General features: G+C 60.8%; 4 protein-coding genes. 1 reads left to right on the forward strand and 3 read right to left on the reverse strand.

Annotation, left to right across the window (positions count from 1 at the left end):
* The 3 genes from ligA to VGG64_17270 all read right to left on the reverse strand — a co-directional run.
* Positions 1 to 1182, reverse strand: a 1182-nt coding sequence (gene ligA / locus VGG64_17260) for an NAD-dependent DNA ligase LigA (protein HEY1601354.1), incomplete at its 3' end; no start/stop codon positions are given.
* Positions 1183 to 1254: 72 nt separating this feature from the next.
* Positions 1255 to 1638 (reverse strand): cupin domain-containing protein, encoded by a 384-nt coding sequence (locus VGG64_17265; GenBank protein ID HEY1601355.1) that lies wholly within the window; start codon positions 1636 to 1638, stop codon positions 1255 to 1257.
* A gap of 35 nt (positions 1639 to 1673) precedes the next feature.
* Positions 1674 to 2024 (reverse strand): hypothetical protein, encoded by a 351-nt coding sequence (locus VGG64_17270; protein ID HEY1601356.1) that lies wholly within the window; start codon positions 2022 to 2024, stop codon positions 1674 to 1676.
* Between the two features lie 209 nt (positions 2025 to 2233).
* Here VGG64_17270 and VGG64_17275 point away from each other — a divergent pair, with 209 nt between their 5' ends.
* The gene (locus VGG64_17275) at positions 2234 to 2518 is read left to right on the forward strand and encodes a hypothetical protein (protein HEY1601357.1); all 285 of its coding nucleotides are present in this window, start codon (positions 2234 to 2236) and stop codon (positions 2516 to 2518) included.
* Positions 2519 to 2676: the final 158 nt, after the last annotated feature.

Genomic DNA, 2676 nt, shown 5'->3' on the forward strand with positions numbered 1-2676 from the left:
GCGCAGATGTTTTTCGACGCGCACGACATGCGGGATGATTTTGCCCGCTTTCTCGACCACTACGACGTCACCGACGCGAACGTCCTTGCGCTCGACCTCTTCGGCATTGTGCAGGCTGGCCCGGCTGACCGTCGTGCCGGCCAGCTCGATCGGTTCCAGGTCGGCCACCGGCGTGATTGCCCCGGTCTTGCCTACCTGCACGCGGATCTCTCGGACGCGCGTAGTGCCTTCGTACTTCTCGAACTTGTAGGCGATTACCCAGCGAGGGCTTTTCGAGGTGTTGCCCAACCGCTCGCGCTGATCGAAGCGATTGACCTTCAGCACCAGGCCGTCGATCTCGAATTCCAGTTCGTGCAGCCGCCCGATCAGCTCTTCGCAGTGGGCGACCGCGCCCTCGAACGTGTCGAAGCACTCGACCAGCGGCGTGGCGGGCAGTCCGTAGCCGCGGATTTCCTTGAGGAATTCCATGTGCGTCTTGGCTTGCAAGCCCTCGACGTACCCCACGCCGTGGCAAAAGAGCCGCAGGCGGCGCTGGGCGCAAATCCGCGGGTCGAGCATGCGGACGGTGCCGGCCGCCACGTTGCGGCTGTTGGCGAATAACTTTTCACCCTTGGCGGCTTGCTGCTCGTTGAGCCGTACCAGGTCGGCGTTGGTCATGTAGACCTCGCCGCGCACTTCCAGTGCCGTTGGCACATGCCGTCCCGACAACCGCAGCGGCACTCCCAGTACCGTGCGCATATTGTGCGTGATAACGTCCCCCACGACGCCATTGCCGCGCGTGGCGCCGTAAATCAGCCGACCTTCCTCGTACATCAGCGAGACCGCCACGCCGTCGATCTTCAGCTCGACGACCCATTCCACCGTCTCGCCAGGCAGCAGCTTGGCCACCCGGGCACCATACTCGCGCAGCTCTTCCACGCTGTACGTGTTATCGATCGACAGCATCGGCAGCCGGTGCTCGATCGGCTGCAAGGCCTCGATCGGTTCATCCCCCACGCGCTGCGTGGGGCTATCGGGCGTGACGAGTTCGGGATACGCGGTTTCCAGCTTTTTCAGCCGCTCGATGAGCCTGTCGTACTCCAGGTCCGATATATCGGGCGCGGACTCGACATAGTATTTCTGGTCGTGGTGCCGAATCTGCTCGCGCAGCTGTTCGATCTCGGCCTTGATGTCCTTGGGCATGTCCCTGGGCGCTCGCCGTTTTTCAGTGCGATAGTTAGGGGCTTGGGCGGCCACTCCGTCGCGTCGAGGTCCTCACCCTTGGCCGCACTCGGGGGCCTGGTGAATGGGGGCGTTTTTCGATGAGTGCGGCACCAGGCAGAGGAACTTCAGCGGCGTCGCGCCGGTGTTGCGGAATTGATGAACGTCGTCGGGCGCCACATAGATCACGTCACCGGCCTGAAAGCGATGCTCGACATTTCCTTCCAGAATCACGCCCGAGCCCTCGACGATGAACACTTCGTGCTCGTAGGGATGGCTGTGCTTAGGCGTGTGGCCGCCGGGCTGCACCTCGAATTGGCGCATGGCGAAGTTCGGCGCTCCGTCTGGTTCGCCGATCAACCACCGTACCTGGCAGCCGCTCGCACCAGGCATTTCGACGGGGGCACTCGGTACGTCCTGCACACGGTTGACCTTCATATCGTAAACCCTCTCCATCCGGGGGAAAAAGTGACTTATCGCGGCTTGTCGGCCGTCTCCGCCTCGGTCCGAGTGGAGGCCGCCTTCGCGCCCGACCACCAACTATCGGTGCTGATCGCACCGCAGGTGGCCACCGCCAACAGGGCTAACTCGGCAACCAGCAAGGTCATGCCGTGCCGGTCCATGAATTCCATTAGCGGCTGGGGCGTCCGCACTTCGGATGTGCTAGTGGCGACGGATTCCGCCGAAGGCCTCAATCGCAACGTCGTCGACCCGTTCCCACGCAGCGCCATCACAAAGTAAGCGCACGCGGTAATCGTAAACGCGATGCCGATCATCACCAGCAGGATGTAGAACGGATTGATCCGTTGCCGGCTGCGCGCCACAGTGCGATCGCTCCCAAAGAGGTTGTCATGGGCGGACCGCCGTTAGCCGTATGGTCCGACAAGGCATTATATCCTACTCCCGAAAACCGGGCAGATGCCGCCGAGGGCAGACAAACAACGGCACGATTTGCCCGCGATTTGCGGTAGTGGTAAATCCTGGCGCGTCAATCGCCCACGACCCGAAATTGCTCGCGAGGTACAATCACGCCATGGATGAGCAAATCTCGGTCAATGAACTGAACGTCACTGCAATGGTCGATGAATCAACCGACCCCTATGGAATGGCAGGTTGTTCAGCCATATGGGCAAGATTCGAGGTTAGCGACGCTACCATGGTTGAACATCTGCGTCGGTCAAAAGCGCACGCCGTAAAGATCGACGTGCGATGCGGTGCGCTTGTTGTTGCCGGCGTAATCGGGAAACTGCTCCAGAAAGGGAACGTAACACTGGTGTCCCTAGCCGTTCACGATATCGGCCGGCGAATTTCAGAGTGAGCCACTAGCGGAAATCGAGTAGACAGAATGGTTGGGACCAGTCGCTCACGTTTGACGTGGGTTACGCTGGAGTTGCGTTTACAATGCGCAGAGCCACCACGGAGGACTGGTCCCATGAAAAAGCTAGTATACGTCGGTTTGGATGTCCATCGGGATAC

It is taken from the genome of Pirellulales bacterium (assembly GCA_036490175.1).
In the GTDB taxonomy this organism is placed as follows: domain Bacteria; phylum Planctomycetota; class Planctomycetia; order Pirellulales; family JACPPG01; genus JACPPG01.

Excerpts from the sequence above, each read along its gene's own strand:
- VGG64_17265 (HEY1601355.1), bottom strand. The coding sequence starts at position 1,638 with ATGAAGGTCAACCGTGTGCAGGACGTACCGAGTGCCCCCGTCGAAATG.
- VGG64_17275 (HEY1601357.1), top strand. The coding sequence starts at position 2,234 with ATGGATGAGCAAATCTCGGTCAATGAACTGAACGTCACTGCAATGGTC.